This is a genomic window from Bifidobacterium sp. SKU, from assembly GCF_026016405.1.
In the GTDB taxonomy this organism is placed as follows: domain Bacteria; phylum Actinomycetota; class Actinomycetes; order Actinomycetales; family Bifidobacteriaceae; genus Bifidobacterium; species Bifidobacterium bifidum.
In genome coordinates this window covers 1,849,602-1,871,209 of record NZ_CP092890.1, presented here as the reverse complement: position 1 = coordinate 1,871,209, position 21,608 = coordinate 1,849,602, and the positions used below count along the sequence as shown (strand labels likewise).

The window sequence follows — 21,608 nt, the reverse complement described above, 5'->3', positions numbered from 1 at the left end:
TGCTGCGGTTCAGGCTCCGAGTGCCGTTTCGCCACGGCGGCACCGCCCGTCAGCAGTGCGAGTGCCGCCAGGGCGATGATCGGAGCCGTGCTGGCGCCGGTCTTGGACAGCGGGTTGGACACGCCGTTTGGCTGCGTCGATGGCCTTCGTGGACTTGTCGGAGTAAGTCGCGGTAATCTTCAGACCAGTCGGGTCGAACTGCTCCTGATGTTCCTGCACCCAGGTCTTCTCGATCTCACGGAACTTCGCATCGCCGACCGTCGAACGCAACGCGGCGAGGGCGGGCGCGCCGCGGTTGTACGCCGCGGAAGCACCGCCGAACAGATCGGTCTTGTTCTCATCGCCGGTGACCGGGTACTTCCACCACGGGTTGCTGACGTCGGTGGTGTCGTACAGCTCTTCCACTTCGCCTGCACGTCGAGGCTGCTGGTGTTCTCGTAATACTGACCGTTTCCGAACCTTCGGGCATGGATTGTGGATATTGGTGCACGAAAGCCTGGCAGAGTGGAATCTTCCCCCCTTCCCTGAATGTCTCTCCCAAGTTGGTTGTCATCGTACAGCACGAAAACCGTGCGCGGGGCCGTTTGGCTACTGCCTTTCCCGATAGCCCATTGAAAATCGTGTACGGATAGGTGTATCGGCGCACTGAGAGGTGAGAATAATGGGCTATCTGCATTTCGAGGGGTTGATGGCAGAGTAGAGGCGCTCCGGGAACCGCATGATTCCAACAACCGTAGGGCAGTGATACCGAGGGTATCGTGCTCTGACAACCTCACGAAACGCAGATAGACGTTCCCGAGGCGCCAAATCAACCTCACGAAACGTAGATAGCGCCGAGGGGCGGCAGCCCTGAGGGGATATGGCGGGATTCGGGCGTGCGACACGCCCGCGGAGCCGTGTGGCCGGTAGCCCGGTGGGCTGCCGGTAGGCGACGCCGAGGGGCGGCAGCCCTGAGGGGATATGACAGGATTCGGGCGTGCGACACGCCCGAATTCCCTATAGGTACCCCTGGTGCTTTAATTAACAAGTTGCCTGTTTTGGGCTCGCAAATTGGAATCAAAAAAGCGAGCGTGGAACAAGGGGTCCGTTTCGACGGGCTTCTTGCATGTCTACGCACTGATGTGGTTATGGCCGCGAAAAGTATTTTCGTGTGTCATGCTCGCCGGTGCCCTTTAGCAGGATGGTAATAGTCAACGAATCGCTAGAAAGGGCGGACGGCAATGGCGGGACAGAAAATCCGCATCAGGCTTAAGTCCTATGACCATGAGGTCATCGACCAATCGGCGAAGAAAATCGTCGAGACGGTGACGAACGCGGGTGCCACTGTGGTGGGCCCGGTTCCTCTGCCGACCGAGAAGAACGTGTTTGTCGTTATTCGTTCTCCTCACAAGTACAAGGATTCTCGCGAGCATTTCGAGATGCGTACGCACAAGCGTCTCATCGACATCGTGGACCCCACCCCCAAGGCTGTGGATTCTCTGATGCACATCGATCTGCCTGCAGATGTCAACATCGAGATCAAGCTGTAAGGGAGGAGGGATCGTTATGACTTCGCAAAGAGGTAGCCACAAGGCTCTGCTGGGTCGCAAGCTCGGCATGACGCAGGTGTGGGACGAGAACGGCTTCTTCGTCCCCGTCACGTTGGTGGATGTGTCCACCAACGTGGTCACGGCCGTCAAGTCCGAGGAGACCGATGGCTACAAGGCCATCCAGATCGGTTACGGCCAGATTGATCCCACCAAGGTGACCAAGCCGCTCGCTGGTCACTTCGCCAAGGCCGGCGTGACCCCGCGTCGCCACCTCGTTGAGGTGCGCACCGAGGACGCCGCCGAGTACGAGCCCGGCCAGGAGCTGTCCATCGACGCTTTCGCCGAGGGCTCAGAGGTGGATGTCACCGGCACCACCAAGGGCAAGGGCTTCGCGGGCACGATCAAGCGCTGGGGCTTCAAGTCCTACCGTCGTACCCACGGTTCTCACAAGAACGAACGTCGCCCCGGCTCCGTCGGCGCATGCGCCACTCCGAGCCGTATTCTCAAGGGCAAGCGCATGGCCGGCCGCATGGGTCACGTGACCGCGACCGTCCAGAGCCTGACCGTCATGTCCGCTGATGCCGAGAACAATGTCCTCGCCATCAAGGGTGCCATTCCCGGCCCCAAGGGCGGCATCGTCCTCGTCCGCACCGCAGTGAAGGGAGCCTGATTATCATGGCAAACGTTACTCTCAACGTCACTGACGGCAAGGGCCAGGCCACTGGCTCCGTTGAGGCGCCCGCCGAGCTCTTCGGCCACACCGCCGACGAGGTCCAGGCTCACGTCCCGCTGATCCACCAGGTCGTCGTGGCCCAGCTGGCTGCCGCCCGTCAGGGCACGCACGCCACCAAGACCCGCGGCATGGTTTCCGGCGGTGGCAAGAAGCCGTGGAAGCAGAAGGGCACCGGTCGTGCCCGTCAGGGCTCCATCCGTGCACCGCAGTGGTACCACGGCGGCACCGTGTTCGGTCCGCAGCCGCGCGACTACTCGCAGCGCACCCCCAAGAAGATGAAGGCCGCGGCCCTGCGCTACGTGCTTTCCGATCGCGCCAACGCCGGCCGCGTCGTCGTGGTTGACTTCGGTGTCACCGACACCCCGTCGACCAAGGCCGCCATCGCCGCGCTCACCCCGGTGACCGAGAACAAGTTCACCACCGTGGTGTTCTCCCGCGATAACGTCAACGAGTGGCTGTCGGTGCGCAACATCCCGACCGTTCACCCGATCTTCGCCGATCAGCTCAACACGTACGATGTGGTCACGGCTCAGTACGTCGTCTTCACGAAGGAAGGCCTTGAGGCCTTCGTCGACGCGAAGACCAAGCCGGCCGCCAAGGAGGCCTGATCATGGTCGCTATTCACAAGCCAGCACATGACATCATCCTGAAGCCTGTCGTCTCTGAGAAGAGCTACGCCCTGTCCGATCGCGGCCAGTACACCTTCGTGGTGGCTCCGAACGCGAACAAGGTGCAGATCAAGCAGGCTATCGAAGAGATCTTCAAGGTCAAGGTGACGAACGTCAACACCCTCAACCGCGCCGGCAAGCGCCAGCGCACCCGCACCGGTTTCGGCCAGCGTGTTTCCCAGAAGCGCGCCATCGTGACCGTTGCCGAGGGCCAGTCGATCGACATCTTTGGCAACTGAAGGTTAGCCGAGAAAAGTTAAAGGAAGAACTATATTATGGCTATCCGCGTTTATAAGCCGACGACCGCGGGCCGTCGTAACGCGTCCGTCTCGGACTTCTCCGAGCTTACGCGCACCACGCCTGAGAAGTCGCTGGTTCGCAAGCTCAGCAAGACCGGCGGTCGTAACTCTTACGGCCGTATGACCTCCCGCCACCGCGGTGGTGGCCACAAGCGCCAGTACCGTCTCATCGACTTCAAGCGTTGGGACAAGGACGGCGTGCCGGCCAAGGTCGCTCACATCGAGTACGACCCGAACCGTACCGCTCGCATCGCGCTGCTGCACTACGCCGACGGCGAGAAGCGTTACATCATTGCCCCCGAGGGCATCAAGCAGGGTGACACCATTGAGACCGGCGAGAAGGCCGATATCAAGCCCGGCAACAACCTGCCGCTGAAGAACATCCCGACCGGTACGATCGTGCACGCCATCGAGCTCCGTCCGCTGGGCGGCGCGAAGATCGCGCGTTCCGCCGGTGCCGCCGTGCAGCTCGTCGCCAAGGACGGTGCCTACGCCCAGCTGCGTATGCCGTCCGGCGAAATCCGCAATGTGGATGCTCGCTGCCGCGCCACCATCGGTGAGGTCGGCAACTCCGAGCACGCCAACATTCAGCTCGGCAAGGCCGGTCGCGCCCGTTGGATGGGCAAGCGTCCGTGGACCCGTGGTGAGTCCATGAACCCCGTCGACCACCCGCACGGCGGTCGTACCCGCGGTGGCAAGCCGCCGGTTTCGCCGTGGGGCAAGGGTGAGGTTCGTACTCGTCGTCCGAAGAAGGCCTCGAACAAGATGATTGTTCGTCGTCGTCCGAATGGTAAGAACCGCAAGTAAAGGGAGTATCGAGAAGATGACTCGTAGCATCAAGAAGGGCCCCTTCGTCGACGCCCACTTGCAGAAGAAAGTCGACGAGCAGAACGAGAAGGGGACCAAGAACGTCATCAAGACGTGGTCTCGTCGTTCGATGATCACCCCTGATTTCATCGGACACACCTTCGCTGTTCACGACGGCCGCAAGCATGTCCCGGTGTTCGTCACCGAGGCCATGGTCGGTCACAAGCTCGGTGAGTTCGCCCCCACGAAGACCTTCAAGGGTCACGTGAAGGACGACAAGAAGGCCCGCCGCTAAAGGAGAGAATGACTTATGGAAGCTAAAGCAATCGCTCGTCACGTCCGCGTGACGCCGCGCAAGGCTCGCCGCATGGTCGACCTCATCCGAGGCAAGAAGGCCACCGAAGCCGTTACCATTTTGAAGTTCGCCCCCCAGGCCGCGGCCCTTCCGGTTCGCAAGGTGCTGGAGAGCGCCATCGCCAACGCTCGCGTCAAGGCCGACAAGGCCGGTGAGCCGTTCCGCGAGAATGACCTGGTCGTCAAGACGACCTATGTGGACGAGGGCGTTACGCTGAAGCGTTTCCGTGCTCGTGCACAGGGCCGTGCCGCTCGTATCAACAAGCGCACCAGCCACATCACGGTCATCGTTGCCAACAAGGAAGGGGATCGCTGAGATGGGTCAGAAGATCAACCCGTTCGGATACCGTCTGGGCATCACTGAGAGCCATCGCTCGAAGTGGTTCTCCGATTCCAACAAGGTCGGCGAGCGCTACAGTGATTTCGTGCTCGAAGACGACAAGATCCGCAAGGTCATGAACAAGGATCTCGAGCGTGCGGGCGTGTCCCGTATCGTCATCGAGCGTACCCGTGACCGCGTGCGCGTGGACATCCACGCCGCCCGTCCGGGCATCGTCATCGGACGCCGTGGCGCCGAGGCCGAGAAGGTCCGCGCCAAGCTCGAAAAGCTGACCGGCAAGCAGGTCCAGCTCAACATCTTCGAAGTCAAGAACGCCGCGCTGGACGCCCAGCTCGTCGCTCAGGGCATCGCGGAGCAGCTGACCAACCGCGTCACTTTCCGTCGCGCCATGCGCAAGGCCCAGCAGGACGCCATGCGCGCCGGTGCCAAGGGCATCCGTATCAAGCTCTCCGGCCGCCTCGGCGGTGCGGAAATGAGCCGTTCCGAGTTCTACCGCGAAGGTCGCGTTCCGCTGCAGACCCTGCGCGCTCTGATTGATTACGGCTTCTTCGAGGCCAAGACCACTTACGGCCGCATCGGCGTGAAGGTCTGGATCTACAAGGGCGACATGACCGAGCGTGAGTTCGAAGAGCAGCAGGCGCAGCAGAACAACAACCGTCAGGGCCGTCGCGGCGATCGCCGCCCGCGCCGTGGCAACCGTGCCGCCGGCGCTCAGCAGAAGGCCGCGACCGAAGCCGCTCCGGCTGAGGCCCAGGCCGCCGCCGAGGCTCCTGCCGCAACGGAAACGAAGGAGTGAGCTGATGCTTATCCCAAAGAGGACCAAATATCGTAAGCAGCATCGTCCGGGCCGCTCTGGCATGTCCAAGGGCGGTACCGAAATCGCTTTCGGCGATTACGGCATTCAGGCGCTTGCCCCGGCGTACGTGACCAACCGTCAGATCGAGGCCGCGCGTATCGCCATGACCCGCTACATCAAGCGTGGTGGTCGTGTGTGGATCAACATCTTCCCCGACCGTCCGCTGACCAAGCACCCGCTGGGCGCCCGAATGGGTTCCGGTAAGGGTACCCCCGAGTTCTGGATCGCCAACATCCACCCCGGTCGTGTGATGTTCGAGATCGGCGGCGTGTCCGAGGAAGTCGCTCGCGAGGCTCTGCGCCGCGCCATCGACAAGCTTCCGATGAAGTGCCGCATTATCGCACGTGAAGGTGGTGATATCTGATGGCAGTCGGTACCGCTGATTACGCAATCAAGAATCTGAACGAGAAGACCAACGCAGAGATCGAGGGCTTCCTCAAGAAGTCCAAGGAAGAGCTGTTCAACCTGCGCTTCCAGGCTGCCACCGGTCAGCTCGACAACACTGCCCGCCTCAAGGCGGTCAAGCACGACATCGCCAGGATGTACACCGTCCTGCGCGAGCGTGAGCTCGGCATCAGCCAGGAGCCTGAGGCTACCGAGACCAAGTCGGAGGAGAAGTAAGCATGGCTGATACTACAGAGCGCAACTTCCGCAAGGTTCGTCGCGGTTATGTCGTGTCCGAGGCAATGGACAAGACCATCACCGTCGAGCTCGAACAGCGTTCGACCCACCCGCTGTACGGCAAGGTCGTCCGCTCCACCAAGAAGGTCAAGGCCCATGATGAACACAACGACGCCCATGTTGGCGACCTCGTGAGTATTATGGAAACTCGGCCTCTGAGCAAGACCAAGCGTTGGCGTCTCGAATCCATCATCGAGCGCGCCAAGTAAACAAGTTCGGCAAGGCTCCGCGAGACACCCTGCCTGCGCTGGTATAGGCAGGCAGGGTGCTCGGGGAGAACCAGCTCGGCTAAGGAGAATCAATGATTCAGCAGGAAACGCGGCTTCATGTCGCCGACAACACGGGTGCCAAGGAACTCCTTGCCATTCGCGTGCTCGGTGGATCGAAGCGACGCTATGCCGGCCTGGGCGACGTCATTGTCGCCTCGGTCAAGGACGCGATCCCTGGCGGGTCGGTCAAGAAGGGCGATGTGGTCAAGGCCGTTGTCGTCCGTACCGTCAAGGAGCACCGTCGTGTCGACGGCTCCTACATCAAGTTCGACGAGAACGCCGCCGTCATTCTCGGCTCCGGCCGTGAACCGAAGGGCACTCGTATCTTTGGACCGATCGCCCGTGAACTGCGCGACAAGCGCTTCATGCGCATCGTGTCCCTCGCTCCGGAGGTGATCTGACATGGTAGCCAAGATCAAGAGCGGCGACCTGGTCAAGGTCATCCGCGGCAAGGATCGCGGCAAGGAGGGCACCGTCACCCGCGTGCTGCCCAACGACCGTCTGATCGTCGAGGGTGTGCAGATCGTCAAGAAGCACGTCCGCGCCACGCAGCAGGGACAGCAGTCCGGCATCGTCTCCGTGGAGGCCCCGATCCATCGCTCCAACGTGATGCTGGTCGACCCGGAGACCAAGGAGCCGACCCGTGTCGGCGTGAATGTTAAGCAGGAGGCTCGTGACGGCAAGGTGAAGACCGTGCGCGTGCGCGTCGCCAAGAAGTCCGGAAAGGAGCTGGCATGACCGATAGCACTATCGAGGCGCCGGCAACTCCGCGCTTGAAGCAGCAGTACAAGGACGTCATCGTTCCTGAACTGGAGAAGGAGTTCAAGTACTCCAACCCCATGCAGGTCGCTCGTGTCCAGAAGGTCGTCGTCTCCATGGGCGTCGGCGCTGCGGCCCGCGACTCCAAGCTCATCGAAGGCGCCGTCAAGGACCTCACTCTGATCACCGGCCAGAAGCCGAAGATCACCAAGGCCAAGAAGTCCGTCGCGCAGTTCCACCTGCGTGAAGGCCAGGCCATCGGTGCGTACGTCACCCTGCGTGGCGACCGCATGTGGGAGTTCCTGGATCGCCTTCTGACGCTGGCTCTGCCGCGTATCCGCGATTTCCGCGGCATCAACGGCAAGCAGTTCGATGGTCAGGGCAACTACAACTTCGGCCTCACGGAGCAGTCCATGTTCCACGAGATCGACCCCGACAGCATCGATCACCAGCGTGGTATGGACATCACCGTGGTGACCAGCACCAAGGACGACAAGGAAGCAAGCGTGCTGCTCAAGCACCTCGGCTTCCCCTTCAAGGAGAACTGATATGGCAAAAACCGCTCTTAAGAACAAGGCGGCCGGCAAGCCGAAGTTCAAGGTGCGCGCCTACACGCGCTGCCAGGTCTGCGGTCGTCCCCACTCCGTGTACCGTAAGTTCGGCCTGTGCCGCATCTGCCTTCGCGAGAAGGCCCACCGCGGCGAGCTGCCCGGAGTCACTAAGTCCAGTTGGTAAACATCGACGCTGAAGGTCCGCGGCCCGAACGTCTGCAGTGCAGGCGCTAGGGCGGCGGAAACCACGGCGAGAAAGGGCAACAAGCCCACATGACAATGACAGATCCGATCGCAGACATGCTCACGCGTCTGCGTAACGCGAGCGCGGCAAAGCACGAGACCGTGGAAATGCCGTACTCCAAGTTCAAGGCGAACATCGCCGAGATCCTGAAGCGCGAAGGCTACATCAAGGACTTCACCGCCAAGGAAGCCAAGGTCGGCCAGGACCTTGAGGTCACCCTCAAGTACGGCCCGAACGGCGAGCGTTCCATCCAGGGCATCAAGCGCATTTCGAAGCCGGGCCTGCGTCGCTACGCGAAGTCCGACTCCCTGCCTATGCCGCTCGGTGGCCTCGGCATCGCCATCATCTCGACCAGCTCGGGACTGATGACCCAGAAGGAATGCCTCGACCGGGGCATTGGCGGCGAGATCGTCGCCTACGTGTGGTGAGAAAGGAGAGCTGACACATGGCATCGCATATTGGTAAGCTCCCCGTCACCATCCCGGCTGGCGTGGAAGTCGCTATCGAGGGTCAGAACTTCTCCGCCAAGGGTGCGAAGGGTTCCGATTCCTACGTCATCCCTGAGGGCATCACCGCTCAGGTCGAAGGCAACGAGATTATCCTGACCGCCGCGGATGACCTGCGTCCCACCCGTGCCAAGCACGGTCTGAGCCGCTCGATCATCGCCTCGATGGTCAAGGGTGTGCACGATGGATTCGAGAAGCGCCTGCTCATCGTCGGCACCGGTTACCGTGCCGTCGCCAAGGGCAAGGGCATCGAGTTCTCTCTCGGCTACTCTCACACGATCACCGTCAACCCGCCGGAAGGCATCACTTTCGAACTGCCGAACGCTAACGAAGTGGTCGTCAAGGGCACCGACAAGCAGGTCGTTGGCCAGGTCGCCGCTAACATCCGCAAGCTGCGTGCTCCGGAACCCTACAAGGGCAAGGGCATCAAGTACGCGGACGAGCGCATCCTGCGCAAGGCCGGAAAGGCTGGTAAGTGATATGAGCGTCAAGATTCTAGGTAAGGGCAAGAAGGTCGCGCGCCTTCGTCGTCACGCTCGTCTTCGCAAGAAGGTCGTCGGCACCCCGGAGCGTCCGCGCCTCGTCGTCACCCGCTCCAACCGTCACATGGTCGCTCAGATCGTTGACGACACCAAGGGCCACACCCTGGTGAGCGCCTCCACGCTGACCGCCGAGTTCGCCGGCTTCGAGGGCACCAAGTCCGAGGCCGCCAAGAAGGTCGGTCTGCTGGTGGCTGAGAAGGCCAAGGCGGCAGGCATCGAGCAGGTCGTGTTCGACCGCGGTGGCAACAAGTACACCGGTCGCGTCGCAGCCGTCGCTGATGGCGCCCGTGAGGGAGGTCTGGCACTGTGAGCGACAACGAAGTGAAGGAAACCCAAGTGGCTGAAGAGACTCAGAACACTGCGGCACCCGAGAACAACAACAATGATGAGCGCAAGTCCCGTCGTGGACAGCGTGGCGAAGGCCGACGCGGCGAGCGTCGCAACCGTCGTGAGGAGAACCACGGCGACGAGATGCTCGATCGCGTGGTGACCATCAACCGCGTGTCCAAGACCCACAAGGGTGGTCGTACGTTCAGCTTCGCCGCCCTCGTTGTGGTCGGCGACGGCAACGGCACCGTCGGTGTCGGCTACGGCAAGTCCCGTGAGGTCCCGGCGGCCATCGCCAAGGGCCAGCTCGACGCCAAGAAGCACATGTTCACCGTTCCGCGCATCCGTGGCACCGTCACCCACCCGGTGATCGGCCATGATGCCGCCGGCACCGTGCTGCTTCGCCCGGCCGCCCCGGGTACCGGCGTTATCGCCGGTGGCCCCGTGCGCGCCGTCATGGAGTGCGCCGGCATCACCGACATCCTCACCAAGTCGATGGGCTCCGCCACCGCCGTGAACATGGTTCGCGCCACCGTGGCCGCCCTCAAGCAGCTTGAGGAGCCGGAAGAGATCGCTGCCCGCCGTGGCCTCGCCCTGAACGAGGTCGCCCCCGATGCGATGCTTCGCGCTCGCGCCGCCGGCATCGCCGAGGCCAAGAAGGCTCGTGAAGAGGCTCAGGCCAAGGCCGCCGCTGAACAGAAGGATGGTGAGTGATGGCTAACCTGAAGATCACGTTGCACCATGGTCTGGTGAACCGCACGCCCAAGCAGCGCGCGACCGCCCAGTCCCTTGGTCTGCGCAAGATCGGCCAGAGCGTGATTCGTGAGGACAACTCCGTTACCCGCGGCATGATTCTCACGGTTCGTCACCTCGTTACCGTTGAGGAGGCTGACTGATTATGGCCAACGAAGATGAACTCCTGCAGATGCACAATCTGAAGCCCGCCCCGGGTGCCAAGAAGGACCGTACTCGCATCGGTCGTGGTGAAGGCTCCAAGGGTAAGACTTCGGGTCGTGGCGACAAAGGTACGAAGAAGCGCTATCAGGTTCGTCCGGGCTTTGAAGGCGGCCAGCTGCCGCTGTACATGCGCCTGCCGAAGCTGCGTGGCTTCAAGAGCCCGTTCAAGAAGGAATACCAGGTTGTCAACGTCTCCGCTCTTGGGGAGCTGTTCCCTGAGGGCGGCGAGGTCACCGTTGACGCGCTGGTTGCCAAGGGCGCTGTCCGTGGCGGTTTCCCGGTCAAGGTTCTCGGCGATGGTGACATCACCGTGGCCGTCACCGTGAAGGGCGCCAAGGCATCCGCTTCCGCCAAGGCCAAGATCGAGGCCGCCGGCGGCTCTGTTTCCGAAAACTGATTGTTGTTCGGCAACACTGCATGTGACCAATGAGATAAGGCCCTCCCCGCTCATGTCGCGGGCGAGGGCCTTATCTGTCATTACGACTCGTCATATGACATATGACACCAGCGTGTCTGCGGGTAGACCCCGTACGCTAAACTCGACGGTTAGAGTCTGTTTGCTTCGGTGCGCCGGGCGCGCACAACGGAAAGGAATCCTTGTGAGGACGTTAATCCAAGCCTTTCGGACCAAGGAACTGAGGAACAAGATCCTCTTTACCTTAGCCATGATCATCATCTACCGTATTGGTTCGTTCATCCCGACGCCGGGAGTCAACTACAAGACGGTGCAGGATTGTATCAACACACTTAGCGGTAGCCAGGAAAACTTCATCGGCTTGGTCAACCTCTTCTCGGGCGGTGCAATGTTGCAGCTGTCCATTTTCGCGCTGGGTGTCATGCCGTACATTACCGCTTCCATCGTCGTGCAGCTGCTGCGCGTGGTCATCCCGCGCTTCGAGGCGCTGCACAAGGAAGGACAGTCCGGTGAGGCCAAGCTGACGCAGTACACGCGTTACCTCACCATCGGCCTGGCCGTGCTGCAGTCCACCACGATTCTGGTGACCGCACAGTCCGGCGCACTGTTCAACAACATGTGCTCCTCGCCGATTCCGGACAACTCCGTGTGGAACCTCTCCGTCATGGTTCTGATCATGACCGGTGGTACCGGCCTGATCATGTGGATGGCCGAGTTGATCACCGACAAGGGCATCGGCCAGGGTATGTCCATCTTGATCTTCATGTCCATCTGCTCCGGCTTCCTGCCGCAGCTGTGGGAGATCGGTTGGGGCACCAACGGCACCAACGGCGATTGGCTGAAGTTCGGCATCGTCACCGGCGTGCTGGTGGTCATCCTTGTCTTCGTCGACTTCGTCGAGCTGAGCCAGCGCCGCATCCCCGTGCAGTACACGCGCCGCATGATCGGCCGTAAGATGTACGGCGGCTCCTCCACCTACCTGCCGCTGAAGATCAACATGAGCGGTGTCATCCCGCCGATCTTCGCGTCCTCCATCCTGGCCATCCCGACGCTGATCGCGCAGTTCGGCAAGTCGGGACAGTCCTGGGTCGACTGGATCAACAAGAACCTCGCCAACACCACTTCGGTGTGGTACATCGCGCTGTATGCGCTGATGATCGTGTTTTTCTGCTTCTTCTACACGTCGATCACGTTCAACCCGGACGAGACCGCCGACAACATGAAGGAATACGGTGGCTTCATCCCTGGCATCCGCGCCGGCAACGCCACCAGCCGTTACCTGAACTACGTGATGAACCGCCTCAACACGGTCGGTGCCGTGTACCTGCTGTTCGTCGCGCTGATCCCGACCGTGCTGATCATGGCGCTGAACCTCAACTCCAAGCTGCCGTTCGGCGGCACCACGATCCTGATCATCGCGGGCGTTGGTCTTGACACGCTGCGTCAGGCCAAGGCCCAGACCGAACAGTTCCAGTACACCGGCTTCCTGCTCGAAGGCATCGACCACAAGGAAGGCTGATCCTTCTGCGCTCCCGCTTTTACGGGAGCGAACATATATAACGTATTCACTTCACCAAGGAGACCACATGCGACTGCTGATCATGGGCCCGCAAGGTGTCGGCAAGGGCACCCAGGCCGCCCTGCTCGCCGAGCACTACGGCATCCCCGCCATCTCGACCGGCGACATCTTCCGCTACAACATCAAGAACAAGACCGAGCTCGGCCTTGAGGCGCTGAAGTACACCGACAAGGGCGAACTGGTGCCCGACGAGCTCACCAACAAGATCGTCAAGGACCGTCTGGCCATGGACGACGCCAAGAACGGCTGGATTCTCGATGGCTACCCGCGCAACGCCTCCCAGGTCAAGGCGCTGGACGCGATGCTCGAAGAGCTCGGCACGCCGCTGGACAAGGTCGTCGCCCTTGACGCCGACCATGATGTGCTGATGCAGCGCATCGCCAAGCGCGCGCAGGAGCAGGGCCGTTCTGACGACACCCCCGAGGCCATCGCCAAGCGTTTGGCCACGTACGCCAAGGAAACCGCTCCGCTGCTCGACACGTACAAGAGCCGCGGCCAGCTGGTCGCCATTGACGGCGTCGGCGACATCGACGCCATTCAGGCCAACATCGTCGCCGCGCTGAGCGACTGATTGCCGCTGCCGGTCGTATCGCCGGCAGGAGCAAGGATAAAGCAAAAAATTATAACGGGTCATGCACGCCTCGGCGTGTCGTGACCCGTTATGATATATCCTTTAAATTTGGTGTGTCTTCGGACATACAAGTGTAATACACCCAAGGAATGGACTGTAAGGCTTATGGCAAAAGACGGTGTGATTGAAGTCGAAGGTCAGGTAGTGGAAGCGTTGCCGAATGCGATGTTCCGCGTCGAACTTGAGAACAAGCACATCGTGCTGGCGACGATTTCCGGCAAAATGCGGAAGAACTACATCCGCATCCTGCCGCAGGATCGCGTCGTGCTGGAAATGAGCCCCTACGATCTGAACCGTGGGCGTATTACGTACCGTTACAAGTAAATAGGTACAAGCAAAGGAAAACCATGAAGGTCAGCCCTAGCGTGAAGAGGATCTGCGAAAACTGCCGCGTGATCCGCCGTCACGGCCGCGTCATGGTGATCTGCACGAACCCGCGCCACAAGCAGCGCCAGGGCTGAGAGCAGATTCCAGCGGCAACAAGTAAATAAGGCGCTGAGTCACAGCGAACAGCTGAACCCCGGGTACGCAGGCCCGGGCCGGGAAACCGGAAGACTCGGTGCACGACCTGCGTGAACACAGAAGGAATCGCAATGGCACGTCTTGCCGGAGTCGACATCCCCAATGAGAAGCGCATCGAGATCGCCCTCACCTATATTTTCGGTGTAGGTCGCACTCGTGCCAAGGAAACGCTTGCCGCGACCGGTATCAACCCGGATATTCGCGTCAAGGATCTGACGGATGAGCAGCTGATTACGCTGCGTGATTACCTCGAAGGCAATTACAAGATCGAGGGCGATCTGCGTCGTGAAATCGACGCGGACATCCGTCGCAAGATCCAGATCAACTGCTACCAAGGCCAGCGTCACCGTAAGGGACTTCCCGTGCGCGGTCAGCGCACCAAGACCAACGCCCGCACCCGCAAGGGTCCGAAGCGCACGGTCGCCGGAAAGAAGAAGGCCACCAAGTAATAGGGTGGCGTCGATTCGGGCCACGGGGTGACACCCATCGTCCGGATCCAATCCAAAACAACAGTTCGTTACAAGGAAACGAGGGTCAATGGCAGCTCCTAAGCAGGCCGCGCGCAAGCCTCGTCGTCGTGATCGCAAGTCGATCCCCGTCGGGCAGGCGCATATCAAGTCAACGTTCAACAACACCATCATCTCCATCACCGACCCGTCCGGCGCAGTCGTGTCCTGGGCATCCGGTGGCGATGTCGGATTCAAGGGCTCCCGTAAGTCCACTCCGTACGCCGCTGGCATGGCGGCCGAGTCCGCGGCCCGCAAGGCCATGGAACACGGCGTCAAGAAGGTCGATGTCTTTGTGAAGGGCCCGGGTTCCGGTCGTGAGACCGCCATCCGTTCTCTCCAGTCCGCTGGACTCGAAGTCGGTTCCATCACCGACGTCACTCCGCAAGCGCACAACGGCGTTCGTCCCCCGAAGCGTCGTCGCGTCTGAGCACTCAGCAATCTCATCCATCCAAAACCGCTTACGGAAGGTGAGTGCACCACCGTCCAGAAGCTGAAAGGATACACACAGTGCTTATCGCACAGCGTCCGACACTTACCGAGGAATCCATCAATCCGCAGCGTTCCCGTTTCGTCATCGAGCCGCTTGAGCCCGGTTTCGGATACACACTTGGTAATTCGCTGCGCCGCACACTGCTGAGCTCGATTCCGGGCGCGGCGGTCACTTCCGTGCGTATTTCCGGTGCCCTGCATGAGTTCACCACTCTGCCGGGTGTCGTGGAAGACGTCACTGAGATTCTGCTGAACATCAAGGGCATCGTGCTGACCAGCGAGTACGACGAGCCCGTGGTCATGTATCTGCGCAAGAGCGGCAATGGCGAAGTCACCGCGGGCGACATCACACCGCCCGCCGGTGTCACCATCGCCAACCCGGACCAGCACATCGCGACCCTCGCCGACGACGGCGAACTCGAAATCGAGTTCACCGTCGAGCGTGGCCGTGGATACGTCCCCGCGCAGATGAACAAGCAGGACACCGATGAGATCGGTCGTATCCCGGTCGATTCGATTTACTCCCCGGTGCTCAAGGTAAGCTACAAGGTCGAGGCCACGCGCGTCGAACAGCGCACTGATTTCGACAAGCTTATTCTGGACGTGGAGACCAAGCCGGCCATTTCACCACGCGATGCGGTGGCTTCCGCTGGCTCCACCCTGGTTGAGCTGTTCGGCCTGTGCCGTGAGCTCAACGTGCAGGCCGAAGGCGTCGAAGTCGGTCCCGCTCCCGTCGCGGAGGAGACCAACCCCGAGATGGCCGTCCCGATCGAGGATCTCAACCTCACGCAGCGCAGCTACAACTGCCTCAAGCGCGAGGGCATCCACACGATCGGCGAGCTTGTCGCTCACACCGAGCAGGATCTGCTGGATATTCGCAATTTCGGTATGAAGTCGATCGACGAGGTCAAGGACAAGCTGCAGTCCATGGGACTGTCGCTGAAGTCGTCGCCGCTGGGCTTCGATACCAACAATTTGGAAGGTGGTACGTTCTTCTCGCCTGAGGACGAGTGACGTCACCTTTCGCAACAGATATAACCGTCGGATTCGGACGTTCGGGCATGTGCCCACCTGAATCCGACGGGCTATAAGGAGAAACTATGCCTACACCCAAGAAGGGCCCGCGTCTGGCGTCAAGCCCGGCCCATGAGCGCCTTATGCTCGCGAACATGGCCACCAGCCTGTTCCAGCACGGTCGCATCACCACCACGCTGCCGAAGGCCAAGCGCCTTCGTCCGCTGGCCGAGCGCCTGATCACCTTCGCGAAGCGCGGTGACCTGCACTCCCGTCGTCGCGTGATGCGCGTCATCCGCAACAAGTCCGTCGTGCACGTGCTGTTCACTCAGATTGCCGAGCAGATGGAGCAGCGTGAGGGCGGCTACACCCGTATCGTCAAGATCGCTCCGCGCAAGGGCGACTCCACGCCTGCCGCCGTCATCGAGCTCGTCACCGAGCCGGTAAGCCCGAAGAAGGCTGTCGTCAAGGAAGCTGAGGCCGCCACCAAGGTCGCCGCCGCTACCGAGGCTCCGGTCGAGGAGACCGCCGCCGCTGAAGCTCCGGTTGAGGCGCCCGCCGAGACCGCTGCCGAGGAGACCGCCGACAAGGCCGAGTGAGACCCGTCTCATAGACATTGATAGGGGCTGGGAACCGTAACTGGTTTCCAGCCCCTGTTTTTTGTTTGTTGGGTGGTACTGGAGGCTGTTGACGGGCCCTAGTCCGTTGCACGGACAGCCCTCCGCCAGCGGATGCGTTGGCATCAGATGCGGTTGCGTTCCTAAGTACGCGCCGAAACGACAACCGTGCGCACTTAGGAACGCAAATAGCCCCGTTTGCGTATCTAAGTGCGCGGACTCGTCGTTTCTGCGCGCACTTAGATACGCAACAGTAGGCGATAATGACATATACACGTTATTACGTACCTGCATGCAACGGAAGAGGGGGCTCCCGGTGTGAACCGGGAGCCCCCTCTAGGGTCTCAGCGTGTCATCCGCGGGGGATGACACGTAATTCGGTCAGATCCTGCGCTTACGCACCAGCAGGTAGCCTGCGGACAACAGCAACAGGGCGCTGAAGACGACCGCCGTGACCGAAGCACCGGTCTTGGCGACCTCGTCAGGCGTGTTCGGCTTCGGCTTGTCGGCACCGGGCTTGTTCTCGCCCGGCTTGTTGTCGCCAGGAGCCGGGGTCACGGTCTTCGCCTTGACGGTGATCGTGAAGGAGTCGGTGAGCTTGCCGGAGGTCACTGTGACGGTGACGTCGCCCGCAGCCGTGAACGGCTTGGTCAGGTCGACGGTCTTGCCGTCGGCGTCGACCGCGGACAGCTTGTATTCGCCGTCCTTCAGCAGCGCCGTCTTGCCGTCGGACCAGGTGCCCGTCACCGCGAGACCTGTCTTGGCGAACGTCTCATCCACGGTGTACGTGGTCTTGTCCGGCTTGGACGTGACCTTGATGGACTTGAGCGTCGCGGGTTCCGGATCGGGATCCTTGGCCGTCACGGTCACGTCGAAGGTGGCGGTCTTGCCGTTGGCGGTGACCGTGACAGTGACCTTTCCGGCCTTGGCGAACGCCTTGTCAAGCGCGACCGCGGCACCGTCCTGCGTGGCTGAGAGCGTGTACTCGCCGGCCGTCAGGGTCTTCGTGCTGCCGTCCGACATCGTGGCGGTGACCGCCAGTCCAGTGGCGTCGAACGTGTCGCCGACCTTGTAATCGGTGACGGTCGGCTTGGTGACGGCGATCGAGCTGATGGTCGGCTTCGGGCCGGGATCCGGCGTGGAGTCCTTGGTGAACTTCGCGGTCAGAGCCGTGTTGCCGTCGGCTGCGAACGTGTACGTGGCATCGGTGGAAACCGCCGTCTCACTGGCCGTCGTGAACCAGCCGCTGAACCTGTAGCCATCCGCCGCGACCGCCTTGGCGGTCACCGAGGCACCGGATGCGACGTCCACGGCCGTATCGGTGCCGGTTTCGCCCTCGGCGGCTACGCTCACCGTACCGCCTTCGGCCGGATCGGCCGCGACGAATACGCGCACGGTGGAGGACGGCTTGTTCGCCACGCCGAACTCGGAGACCGCGACCCAGCCATCGTTCGAGGACTTGGCCACGAACTTGACGTACCGCACTTCCTGCTCGTCGAACATGAAGGTCTTCTTGGCGCGGCTGGCCTCGAACACCTGATCCGTGGCGACCTGCTTCCACTCGTCGTTCGCGTTGGCCTTGACGTACAGATCGGCCTTGGTCACCTGTCCGCTGTCCTGGCTGGTACGCGGCGTGAAGGAGAACTGGTTGATCGTGTACTTCTGGCACATGTCGATCTCGGCGTAGAACGAGTTCGAACCGGTCAGCTTGTCCGTGGCGCCCTTCCAGTTGGAATGCCAGATGGTGCTCGGGTTGTTGTCGAACGCGTACCGCAGCAGACCTTCCGTGTCGTTGTATTGGGTCTCGGAATTGGTCGTGCCGGTCCAGCAGGACTTGTTGTACTGGTCTGTCTCGGCCTCGGACTTCTTGACGATGACGTTGTCGATGACGCCGTTGATCGCAGAGGTCTTCGAGCCGATACGCTGCAGCGGCAGTGCGAAGGTCGCGGCGGTGATGCCGGTCTTCTTCTCGATGCCCTTGTCGATGTACTTGCCGGTCGCATCGCTCACGAATTCGCCGTCAACATACAGCTTCGTGGTCTGCTGGTCCACCTTGATGGTCACGGTGACCGTCTTGCCGACCGGCAGCTCGTAATCGAAGTAGTAGTTGTACAGCTCTCGCGTGAAGCCGAGCTTGCCGTTCTCCATGACGCGGATGTCATGCGTGCCGTACGGAGCGTCGGCCTCGAAGAGGATGTCTCCGGGCTTGGCAGCCTGCTGGAGCGTCACATCGAACGTCAGCTCGTTGCCGTTGCCGAGCTTGTCGAGCTTGGATGTGGCATAGCTGGAGCCGCCGGCGAGCTTGAGCGACTGGTCCTTGACGGCGGCCTTGCTGCCGTCGCCGATGGTCAGGTCGCGGCCGTTGCCGCTGGCGTCGGCGAGCCCGTCGTTGAAGTCGTAGCTCTCGTAGACGCTGTTCTTCGAAGTGGCCTGGTAGTACGGGTTGGTGCGAGGGCCGGTTCCCTGCTTGGCGGCCAGCGCCGTGAGTTTCGCGGCGGTGCCCTTCTCCTTGCCGGTGGCGGCCCAGGTCTTCTCGGCGTAGAACGGCATCGCGTCGAAGAAGCGCCAGTACAGGTCGGATTCGGTCAGACCCGATGCGCTCTTGTCGATGTTGTCGCTCCAGATCGCGAACGCGGCGCCGAGCATCTGGTCGTCGCCGGAGGGCACGGCCTGGTAGCCGCCGCTGCTGCGGACCTTGTTGGGCTCGAAGCTGTCGAAGACGCGGCTGATGTTCAGCAGGTCGCCGTACGCGTTGGCACGTCCGTAGCTGCCGTTGGGCACCATGTAGCCGTAGTCGTCGATCGTGTTGATCAGCTTGTAGCCCATGTTGTACATCTGGAGGCCGTCGGCCCAGTCCTTGGACCACAGGTTCATCTCGACGTTCTCGATCGCGTCCTTGGTGATCTCCGTCTTGTGGTCGTTGATCCAAGTCAGGCCGCCCCACATGCGCACGGTGTTCGTGTCCTTGATGTAGGGGACGATCTCGTTGATGAACTTACGGTATGCCGTGTAGTTGTAGAGGAACTCGTCGGCACCGATGTGCACGGTCGTGTCGCTGTCGAACGTCGGGTCGTCGCCCTTGGTGTAGTCGTCGAAGATCTCCTTGATCTTGGCGATGGTCTCGGGCTTGGACACGTCGAGGTGGTCGATGAGCGGTCGGTTGGAGTTGATCGGGGAGACCCGTCCCTTCACCATGAGCTCGGGCCAGATCTTCGTGAAGGAGTTGGCGTGCGCGGGCACGTCGATCTCCGGCACGACGTTCATGCCGAGGGCGCGCTCGTCCTGGATGAACTGCTTGAACGTCTTCTTGGAGATGGAGTAGTCCTCGGCCGTGGGCGATTCGCCCTTGTCGTTGGTCAGGCTGGATTCGAGACGGAACGCGTCATAGGCCTTGAACGCCTCGTCCTCGTTGTCGCCCTTGCCGTAGTTCTCCAGGAAGATGTAGTTGTCGGACAGATGCGCCTGGAAGTCGTTCATCTTGTAGTAGCGCATCGTGCGGGTGATCTCGCGCATCATCTCCAGCGAGACGGGCTTGCGGGCCACGTCGAGCAGGAGTCCGCGGGTGGTGAAGCGCGGGTAGTCGCGCATCGAACCGATCACGAAGCCGTTGGCGTCCTGCTTGGTCATCTGCAGGATCGTCTGCATCGCGTACATGTTGCCGGTCACGCTGGACGACTTGGCGACCACGCGGTCGGCCCGGATGTCCATCGTGTAGCCTTCGTCGCCGAGCTGCGCGATCGCGGCCGTGGAGTCGGTCTTGACGAAGTTGAACGCACCGGCTTCGGCGGCGCCCTTCTTGGCGGTCAGCTTGATGCCGGTGAAGTCCTTGTAGTCGGCGACGAACTCGTCGACCACGGCCTTGAGCGAATCATCGTCGTAGACGACCTTCGTCACGGCGGAGGCCGCCAGCTTGGCGGCACTGGTCGAATGCCATTCGGCGATTTCGGGGATGATGGTCGGCTTGGCGTTGTTGCCTTCCTGCTGCTGGTTGGTGCCTTTGACGACGTAGGGGATGTCGGAGGTCGTCTTGGTGTTGCCGGTGGCGGTGTCGGTGACGACGTAGGCGACCTGCACGGTCTTGTCGACCAGCGGGTGGTTGACGGTGCCGTCGGCGGCGATGAGCTGCTCGTAGTCGGCGCCGTTGAACTTGACGGTGTAGCCGTCGGGCACAGTGGGCAGAGCCAGCGTGTCGGTGTCGGTCTCGATGGTCAGGTGGTTGGATTCGAGGTCGGAGACCACGCTGTCGAGCGTGGCGCCCGGCTCGGCCTGATCGTTCGAATACGCCTCCCATTCGGCGACGCTCACGTTGTTGTATTCGGAGCTTTTGATCGCGAAGTTCGACAGCTTGAGCGAGCGGGCGTTGACGGCCTGATCGAGCTGGATGACGACGTCAGCGACATAACCGGCCCCGGAGGCCGTCATCGCGTAGCCGGACTTGAGCGTGTGCTCGGTGCCTTCGGAGTCGGTGTAGGACAGGTCGAAGCTCTGGACATTGGTAGGCTTCGGATTCACGTCACGCTCGAAGAAATAGATGCGGATGTCCTTGACCGCGGTGAGCCGCGGGAATTCCGCCTTCAGCCAGATGTTGCTCGGGGTCTCGTAGCCGCTGGCCCAACGGTTGTTGCGGCCGGTGCGGTTCTGGTCGATCGCCTTGTCGGGGGTGAGCGTCGCCGTCTCGTTGCTGGAGGCGGTCATGGTGGCGCCGAGCATGTGGTTCGTGTCGGCCGTGTCGAGCACGGTCTCCTTGGGTGCGGAGTACACGGAAATCTCGTTGATGCCCACGTTGACCCAGTTCATGGTGCCGCCGTCGGCGGACAGTACGGTCACCTTCACGGCGGACGCCTGCTGCGCCTGGTCAAGCAGGATGATCTCCTGTTGCTTGGCGCGGGTGTCCTTCTGATACACCTTGGTATAGGTGTCGCCCTGCTTCAGCTCGACTTTAAAACTGGTGATGTTCTGATCGGCATCTTTGCGCTCGAAATCGATGTTGATCTGCTTGACGGTCTTGGTGCCGCCCAAGCCGACCTCGATCCATTCGTTTGCGGCCTTGTTCTGCGCGGTGCCCCAGCGTGTGCCGAGATCGCCGTCCACGGCCTTCTCGGGCGCAGTCGTCGCCACTTCATATGAACTGGCCGTTACGGTCTGATTCAGTGCAAGATTGTCATCGCTGGCTTGCGCCGCCGTGACGCCGGTCAGCGACATACTCAGTAGTGTCACGGCTGCCAGGACACTGCCTATGGCCGCTTTCACTCTCCTCAATCGCATAATCTCTCCATTGGGTATGTGGTTAATGTTGTTTCTGTTATTGTCGGAATCTTTGTTGATTGGTTAGCGCATCGCCGCATTCGTTGCGACTTTGCTCCAATATAAACAAAGTTTACCGTTACATCCAACATTTGCACACAGTGTA

The 21,608-nt window shown here is 61.3% G+C and carries 31 protein-coding genes; 29 read left to right on the top strand and 2 right to left on the bottom strand.

What is annotated here, in order from left to right:
• Positions 1 to 9: 9 nt before the first annotated feature.
• Positions 10 to 405 (bottom strand): hypothetical protein, encoded by a 396-nt coding sequence (locus MMB49_RS08015; RefSeq protein ID WP_052773291.1) that lies wholly within the window; start codon positions 403 to 405, stop codon positions 10 to 12.
• 815 nt (positions 406 to 1,220) lie between these two features.
• Here MMB49_RS08015 and rpsJ point away from each other — a divergent pair.
• The 29 genes from rpsJ to rplQ all read left to right on the top strand — a co-directional run bounded on the left by rpsJ (position 1,221) and on the right by rplQ (position 16,180).
• Positions 1,221 to 1,529, top strand: coding sequence for a 30S ribosomal protein S10 (gene rpsJ, locus MMB49_RS08010; RefSeq protein WP_003808013.1), 309 nt, complete (start codon positions 1,221 to 1,223; stop codon positions 1,527 to 1,529).
• Positions 1,530 to 1,545: 16 nt separating this feature from the next.
• Complete coding sequence (gene rplC, locus MMB49_RS08005) at positions 1,546 to 2,199, top strand: 50S ribosomal protein L3 (RefSeq protein ID WP_003814493.1); 654 nt, start codon at positions 1,546 to 1,548, stop codon at positions 2,197 to 2,199.
• 5 nt (positions 2,200 to 2,204) lie between these two features.
• On the top strand, positions 2,205 to 2,870 hold the full coding sequence (gene rplD, locus MMB49_RS08000; protein ID WP_003815665.1) for a 50S ribosomal protein L4: 666 nt from the start codon (positions 2,205 to 2,207) through the stop codon (positions 2,868 to 2,870).
• Positions 2,871 to 2,872: 2 nt separating this feature from the next.
• Entirely contained in the window at positions 2,873 to 3,169 is a 297-nt protein-coding gene (gene rplW, locus MMB49_RS07995) for a 50S ribosomal protein L23 (RefSeq protein WP_003814498.1), read from the top strand.
• Between the two features lie 36 nt (positions 3,170 to 3,205).
• Positions 3,206 to 4,036 (top strand): 50S ribosomal protein L2, encoded by an 831-nt coding sequence (rplB, locus tag MMB49_RS07990; protein WP_003814500.1) that lies wholly within the window; start codon positions 3,206 to 3,208, stop codon positions 4,034 to 4,036.
• Between the two features lie 16 nt (positions 4,037 to 4,052).
• Positions 4,053 to 4,331: a 30S ribosomal protein S19 gene (rpsS, locus tag MMB49_RS07985; RefSeq protein ID WP_003814508.1), complete on the top strand. Its 279-nt coding sequence runs from the start codon at positions 4,053 to 4,055 to the stop codon at positions 4,329 to 4,331.
• A 15-nt stretch (positions 4,332 to 4,346) separates the two neighbouring features.
• Complete coding sequence (gene rplV / locus MMB49_RS07980) at positions 4,347 to 4,706, top strand: 50S ribosomal protein L22 (protein WP_003814510.1); 360 nt, start codon at positions 4,347 to 4,349, stop codon at positions 4,704 to 4,706.
• A 1-nt stretch (position 4,707) separates the two neighbouring features.
• Positions 4,708 to 5,526, top strand: a complete 819-nt coding sequence (gene rpsC, locus MMB49_RS07975) for a 30S ribosomal protein S3 (RefSeq protein ID WP_003814512.1) — start codon at positions 4,708 to 4,710, stop codon at positions 5,524 to 5,526.
• A 4-nt stretch (positions 5,527 to 5,530) separates the two neighbouring features.
• A complete protein-coding gene (rplP, locus tag MMB49_RS07970) occupies positions 5,531 to 5,950 on the top strand; it encodes a 50S ribosomal protein L16 (RefSeq protein WP_003814515.1) in 420 nt (139 codons plus the stop codon).
• Entirely contained in the window at positions 5,950 to 6,207 is a 258-nt protein-coding gene (gene rpmC, locus MMB49_RS07965; RefSeq protein WP_003814517.1) for a 50S ribosomal protein L29, read from the top strand. The genes rplP and rpmC overlap by 1 nt, the downstream gene beginning before the upstream one ends.
• A 2-nt stretch (positions 6,208 to 6,209) precedes the next feature.
• Positions 6,210 to 6,476: a 30S ribosomal protein S17 gene (rpsQ, locus tag MMB49_RS07960; protein WP_003814519.1), complete on the top strand. Its 267-nt coding sequence runs from the start codon at positions 6,210 to 6,212 to the stop codon at positions 6,474 to 6,476.
• Between the two features lie 92 nt (positions 6,477 to 6,568).
• Positions 6,569 to 6,937 carry a 50S ribosomal protein L14 gene (gene rplN / locus MMB49_RS07955; RefSeq protein ID WP_003814521.1) on the top strand — a complete coding sequence of 123 codons (369 nt, stop codon included), beginning with the start codon at positions 6,569 to 6,571 and terminating at the stop codon, positions 6,935 to 6,937.
• 1 nt (position 6,938) lies between these two features.
• Positions 6,939 to 7,274, top strand: a complete 336-nt coding sequence (rplX, locus tag MMB49_RS07950) for a 50S ribosomal protein L24 (RefSeq protein ID WP_003814523.1) — start codon at positions 6,939 to 6,941, stop codon at positions 7,272 to 7,274.
• On the top strand, positions 7,271 to 7,843 hold the full coding sequence (gene rplE, locus MMB49_RS07945; protein ID WP_003814525.1) for a 50S ribosomal protein L5: 573 nt from the start codon (positions 7,271 to 7,273) through the stop codon (positions 7,841 to 7,843). The genes rplX and rplE overlap by 4 nt, the downstream gene beginning before the upstream one ends.
• A 1-nt stretch (position 7,844) precedes the next feature.
• Positions 7,845 to 8,030 carry a type Z 30S ribosomal protein S14 gene (locus MMB49_RS07940; RefSeq protein ID WP_003814530.1) on the top strand — a complete coding sequence of 62 codons (186 nt, stop codon included), beginning with the start codon at positions 7,845 to 7,847 and terminating at the stop codon, positions 8,028 to 8,030.
• 89 nt (positions 8,031 to 8,119) lie between these two features.
• Positions 8,120 to 8,518 (top strand): 30S ribosomal protein S8, encoded by a 399-nt coding sequence (rpsH, locus tag MMB49_RS07935; RefSeq protein WP_003814533.1) that lies wholly within the window; start codon positions 8,120 to 8,122, stop codon positions 8,516 to 8,518.
• 17 nt (positions 8,519 to 8,535) lie between these two features.
• The gene (rplF, locus tag MMB49_RS07930) at positions 8,536 to 9,075 is read left to right on the top strand and encodes a 50S ribosomal protein L6 (RefSeq protein WP_003814536.1); all 540 of its coding nucleotides are present in this window, start codon (positions 8,536 to 8,538) and stop codon (positions 9,073 to 9,075) included.
• Position 9,076: 1 nt separating this feature from the next.
• The gene (gene rplR / locus MMB49_RS07925) at positions 9,077 to 9,448 is read left to right on the top strand and encodes a 50S ribosomal protein L18 (protein ID WP_003814538.1); all 372 of its coding nucleotides are present in this window, start codon (positions 9,077 to 9,079) and stop codon (positions 9,446 to 9,448) included.
• Complete coding sequence (gene rpsE, locus MMB49_RS07920; RefSeq protein ID WP_003815670.1) at positions 9,445 to 10,179, top strand: 30S ribosomal protein S5; 735 nt, start codon at positions 9,445 to 9,447, stop codon at positions 10,177 to 10,179. The genes rplR and rpsE overlap by 4 nt, the downstream gene beginning before the upstream one ends.
• Positions 10,179 to 10,361, top strand: coding sequence for a 50S ribosomal protein L30 (rpmD, locus tag MMB49_RS07915; protein ID WP_003814541.1), 183 nt, complete (start codon positions 10,179 to 10,181; stop codon positions 10,359 to 10,361). Before rpsE ends, rpmD begins: the two co-directional genes overlap by 1 nt.
• Positions 10,362 to 10,363: 2 nt before the next feature.
• The gene (rplO, locus tag MMB49_RS07910; protein WP_003814543.1) at positions 10,364 to 10,819 is read left to right on the top strand and encodes a 50S ribosomal protein L15; all 456 of its coding nucleotides are present in this window, start codon (positions 10,364 to 10,366) and stop codon (positions 10,817 to 10,819) included.
• Between the two features lie 202 nt (positions 10,820 to 11,021).
• The gene (gene secY, locus MMB49_RS07905; protein WP_003815673.1) at positions 11,022 to 12,356 is read left to right on the top strand and encodes a preprotein translocase subunit SecY; all 1,335 of its coding nucleotides are present in this window, start codon (positions 11,022 to 11,024) and stop codon (positions 12,354 to 12,356) included.
• Between the two features lie 67 nt (positions 12,357 to 12,423).
• Complete coding sequence (locus MMB49_RS07900; protein WP_003815675.1) at positions 12,424 to 12,987, top strand: adenylate kinase; 564 nt, start codon at positions 12,424 to 12,426, stop codon at positions 12,985 to 12,987.
• A gap of 165 nt (positions 12,988 to 13,152) precedes the next feature.
• Positions 13,153 to 13,371: a translation initiation factor IF-1 gene (gene infA, locus MMB49_RS07895; RefSeq protein ID WP_003808114.1), complete on the top strand. Its 219-nt coding sequence runs from the start codon at positions 13,153 to 13,155 to the stop codon at positions 13,369 to 13,371.
• A gap of 23 nt (positions 13,372 to 13,394) precedes the next feature.
• Entirely contained in the window at positions 13,395 to 13,508 is a 114-nt protein-coding gene (gene rpmJ / locus MMB49_RS07890; protein WP_003814578.1) for a 50S ribosomal protein L36, read from the top strand.
• Positions 13,509 to 13,640: 132 nt separating this feature from the next.
• Positions 13,641 to 14,018: a 30S ribosomal protein S13 gene (gene rpsM, locus MMB49_RS07885; RefSeq protein WP_003808138.1), complete on the top strand. Its 378-nt coding sequence runs from the start codon at positions 13,641 to 13,643 to the stop codon at positions 14,016 to 14,018.
• A gap of 88 nt (positions 14,019 to 14,106) precedes the next feature.
• On the top strand, positions 14,107 to 14,505 hold the full coding sequence (gene rpsK, locus MMB49_RS07880; RefSeq protein WP_003814580.1) for a 30S ribosomal protein S11: 399 nt from the start codon (positions 14,107 to 14,109) through the stop codon (positions 14,503 to 14,505).
• Between the two features lie 80 nt (positions 14,506 to 14,585).
• Positions 14,586 to 15,581, top strand: coding sequence for a DNA-directed RNA polymerase subunit alpha (locus tag MMB49_RS07875; protein WP_003814583.1), 996 nt, complete (start codon positions 14,586 to 14,588; stop codon positions 15,579 to 15,581).
• Between the two features lie 86 nt (positions 15,582 to 15,667).
• Complete coding sequence (gene rplQ, locus MMB49_RS07870; RefSeq protein ID WP_003819143.1) at positions 15,668 to 16,180, top strand: 50S ribosomal protein L17; 513 nt, start codon at positions 15,668 to 15,670, stop codon at positions 16,178 to 16,180.
• Positions 16,181 to 16,579: 399 nt separating this feature from the next.
• On the opposite strand, the gene MMB49_RS07865 is transcribed toward rplQ, so the two are convergent.
• Positions 16,580 to 21,400 (bottom strand): discoidin domain-containing protein, encoded by a 4,821-nt coding sequence (locus tag MMB49_RS07865; protein WP_047270848.1) that lies wholly within the window; start codon positions 21,398 to 21,400, stop codon positions 16,580 to 16,582.
• Positions 21,401 to 21,608: the final 208 nt, after the last annotated feature.

Bases quoted from the DNA above. Each gene is read 5' to 3' on its own strand.
- rplR (WP_003814538.1), top strand. From the start codon at position 9,077: ATGAGCGTCAAGATTCTAGGTAAGGGCAAGAAGGTCGCGCGCCTTCGT.
- rplN (WP_003814521.1), top strand. From the start codon at position 6,569: ATGATTCAGCAGGAAACGCGGCTTCATGTCGCCGACAACACGGGTGCC.
- rpsH (WP_003814533.1), top strand. From the start codon at position 8,120: ATGACAATGACAGATCCGATCGCAGACATGCTCACGCGTCTGCGTAAC.
- rplQ (WP_003819143.1), top strand. From the start codon at position 15,668: ATGCCTACACCCAAGAAGGGCCCGCGTCTGGCGTCAAGCCCGGCCCAT.
- rpsJ (WP_003808013.1), top strand. From the start codon at position 1,221: ATGGCGGGACAGAAAATCCGCATCAGGCTTAAGTCCTATGACCATGAG.
- rpsS (WP_003814508.1), top strand. From the start codon at position 4,053: ATGACTCGTAGCATCAAGAAGGGCCCCTTCGTCGACGCCCACTTGCAG.
- rpsK (WP_003814580.1), top strand. From the start codon at position 14,107: ATGGCAGCTCCTAAGCAGGCCGCGCGCAAGCCTCGTCGTCGTGATCGC.
- rplW (WP_003814498.1), top strand. From the start codon at position 2,873: ATGGTCGCTATTCACAAGCCAGCACATGACATCATCCTGAAGCCTGTC.
- rplF (WP_003814536.1), top strand. From the start codon at position 8,536: ATGGCATCGCATATTGGTAAGCTCCCCGTCACCATCCCGGCTGGCGTG.
- rplE (WP_003814525.1), top strand. From the start codon at position 7,271: ATGACCGATAGCACTATCGAGGCGCCGGCAACTCCGCGCTTGAAGCAG.
- rplC (WP_003814493.1), top strand. From the start codon at position 1,546: ATGACTTCGCAAAGAGGTAGCCACAAGGCTCTGCTGGGTCGCAAGCTC.
- rpsC (WP_003814512.1), top strand. From the start codon at position 4,708: ATGGGTCAGAAGATCAACCCGTTCGGATACCGTCTGGGCATCACTGAG.
- rplB (WP_003814500.1), top strand. From the start codon at position 3,206: ATGGCTATCCGCGTTTATAAGCCGACGACCGCGGGCCGTCGTAACGCG.
- MMB49_RS07865 (WP_047270848.1), bottom strand. From the start codon at position 21,400: ATGTCGCTGACCGGCGTCACGGCGGCGCAAGCCAGCGATGACAATCTT.
- rpsM (WP_003808138.1), top strand. From the start codon at position 13,641: ATGGCACGTCTTGCCGGAGTCGACATCCCCAATGAGAAGCGCATCGAG.
- rplV (WP_003814510.1), top strand. From the start codon at position 4,347: ATGGAAGCTAAAGCAATCGCTCGTCACGTCCGCGTGACGCCGCGCAAG.
- MMB49_RS07940 (WP_003814530.1), top strand. From the start codon at position 7,845: ATGGCAAAAACCGCTCTTAAGAACAAGGCGGCCGGCAAGCCGAAGTTC.
- rpsQ (WP_003814519.1), top strand. From the start codon at position 6,210: ATGGCTGATACTACAGAGCGCAACTTCCGCAAGGTTCGTCGCGGTTAT.
- rpmJ (WP_003814578.1), top strand. From the start codon at position 13,395: ATGAAGGTCAGCCCTAGCGTGAAGAGGATCTGCGAAAACTGCCGCGTG.
- rplP (WP_003814515.1), top strand. From the start codon at position 5,531: ATGCTTATCCCAAAGAGGACCAAATATCGTAAGCAGCATCGTCCGGGC.
- rpmD (WP_003814541.1), top strand. From the start codon at position 10,179: ATGGCTAACCTGAAGATCACGTTGCACCATGGTCTGGTGAACCGCACG.
- rplO (WP_003814543.1), top strand. From the start codon at position 10,364: ATGGCCAACGAAGATGAACTCCTGCAGATGCACAATCTGAAGCCCGCC.
- rplX (WP_003814523.1), top strand. From the start codon at position 6,939: ATGGTAGCCAAGATCAAGAGCGGCGACCTGGTCAAGGTCATCCGCGGC.
- rpmC (WP_003814517.1), top strand. From the start codon at position 5,950: ATGGCAGTCGGTACCGCTGATTACGCAATCAAGAATCTGAACGAGAAG.
- MMB49_RS07900 (WP_003815675.1), top strand. From the start codon at position 12,424: ATGCGACTGCTGATCATGGGCCCGCAAGGTGTCGGCAAGGGCACCCAG.
- rplD (WP_003815665.1), top strand. From the start codon at position 2,205: ATGGCAAACGTTACTCTCAACGTCACTGACGGCAAGGGCCAGGCCACT.
- infA (WP_003808114.1), top strand. From the start codon at position 13,153: ATGGCAAAAGACGGTGTGATTGAAGTCGAAGGTCAGGTAGTGGAAGCG.